We start from the raw sequence: 1,587 nt of genomic DNA on the forward strand, positions 1-1,587 counted from the left end.
CCCACCGGCTACCCCCGATTCAGGCTGTTCAGGCAGAATCCCCCCATACCCTTCCAGGATCTGCCCATGCGCGTTCTGCTGCTTTCCTCCCTGTTGCTCACCGTCACCGCCTGTACCTGGGTGCCGATCGAACCGGCCGGCAAGGCGACCCGCGTGCTGCCGGCAGGCCCGGTTCCCGCTGGCTGCATCGCCAAGGGCGAGGTGGTGGTGACCGTGAAGAGCAAGGTCGGCTTCTACAACCGCAACCCGCTGCGTGTGCAGGAAGAGCTGGAAACCCTGGCCCGCAACGAGGCGCCGAGCGCCGGTGCCAATGCCGTGCAGGCCGCCGCGGCTCCGGCCGATGGCAGTCAGCGCTTCGCCGCTTTCCAGTGCCCGCCGCGCTGAACGCTTCACCATACGGCCAAGCCTGAATTCGTAAAGATGCGGTGAAGGCCCCGGGGGTTATAGAATAGCGCCCCCTTTTGCCTGAGCCTTGGCGCTAACCTCGATGCTCTTCAAGAATGTCTCGATCGCCGGCCTGGCACACGTTGATGCGCCGCATACGCTGACGACCAAGGAAATCAACGAGCGGCTGCAGCCGACGTTGGATCGCCTCGGTATCCGCACCGACGTGCTCGGCGATATCGCCGGCATCCATGCCCGCCGCCTGTGGGACAACGGCGTGCTTGCGTCCGATGCCGCCACCATGGCCGGCCGCAAGGCGCTGGAAGACGCGGGCATCGATGCAACGCAGGTTGGCCTGCTGGTCAACACCTCGGTCAGCCGCGACTACCTGGAGCCGTCCACGGCCTCCATCGTGTCGGGCAACCTCGGCGTCAGCGACGAGTGCATGACCTTCGACGTCGCCAATGCCTGCCTGGCCTTCATCAACGGCATGGACATCGCGGCGCGCATGATCGAGCGCGGCGACATCGACTACGCGCTGGTGGTGGATGGCGAGACCGCCAACCTGGTGTACGAGAAGACCCTGGAGCGCATGACCGCCCCGGACGTCACCGCCGACGATTTCCGCAACGAGCTGGCCGCCCTGACCACGGGTTCGGGCGCCGCCGCGATGGTGATGGCGCGCTCGGAACTGGTGCCGGATGCGCCGCGCTACAAGGGTGGCGTGACCCGCTCGGCCACCGAGTGGAACCAGCTGTGCCTGGGCAACCTGGACCGCATGGTCACCGACACCCGCCTGCTGCTGATCGAAGGCATCAAGCTGGCGCAGAAGACCTTCAGCGCCGCCAAGATCGCACTCGGCTGGGCTGTGGAAGAACTGGACCAGTTCGTGATCCACCAGGTCAGCCAGCCGCACACCGCCGCGTTCATCAAGAACTTCGGCATCGACCCGAAGAAGGTCATGACCATCTTCGGCGAGCACGGCAACATCGGCCCGGCCTCGGTGCCGATCGTGCTGAGCAAGCTCAAGCAGCTGGGCAAGCTGAAGAAGGGCGATCGCATCGCGCTTCTGGGCATCGGCTCGGGCCTGAACTGTTCGATGGCTGAAGTGGTCTGGTAAAAAAGTCACCGCTGACCTGCTGCGCGATGGGCAGCGATGAGTTTTCCATGTGTCCTGGGTCCGGTTCTACCGGCCCTTTCTAC

General features: G+C 65.0%; 2 protein-coding genes. Both read left to right on the forward strand.

Annotation, left to right across the window (positions count from 1 at the left end):
- The first annotated feature begins 66 nt into the window (after positions 1-66).
- Positions 67-384, forward strand: a complete 318-nt coding sequence (locus tag QRO95_RS25195) for a DUF4156 domain-containing protein (protein ID WP_005407628.1) — start codon at positions 67-69, stop codon at positions 382-384.
- Between the two features lie 103 nt (positions 385-487).
- Positions 488-1,504: a 3-oxoacyl-ACP synthase III gene (locus QRO95_RS25200; RefSeq protein ID WP_107431623.1), complete on the forward strand. Its 1,017-nt coding sequence runs from the start codon at positions 488-490 to the stop codon at positions 1,502-1,504.
- Positions 1,505-1,587 lie beyond the last annotated feature (83 nt).

This window comes from Stenotrophomonas maltophilia group sp. Smal13, from assembly GCF_030236855.1.
GTDB classification, from domain to species: Bacteria; Pseudomonadota; Gammaproteobacteria; order Xanthomonadales; family Xanthomonadaceae; genus Stenotrophomonas; species Stenotrophomonas maltophilia_A.

Coding starts and splice junctions, on each gene's coding strand:
- QRO95_RS25200 (WP_107431623.1), top strand. CDS start 488: ATGCTCTTCAAGAATGTCTCGATCGCCGGCCTGGCACACGTTGATGCG.
- QRO95_RS25195 (WP_005407628.1), top strand. CDS start 67: ATGCGCGTTCTGCTGCTTTCCTCCCTGTTGCTCACCGTCACCGCCTGT.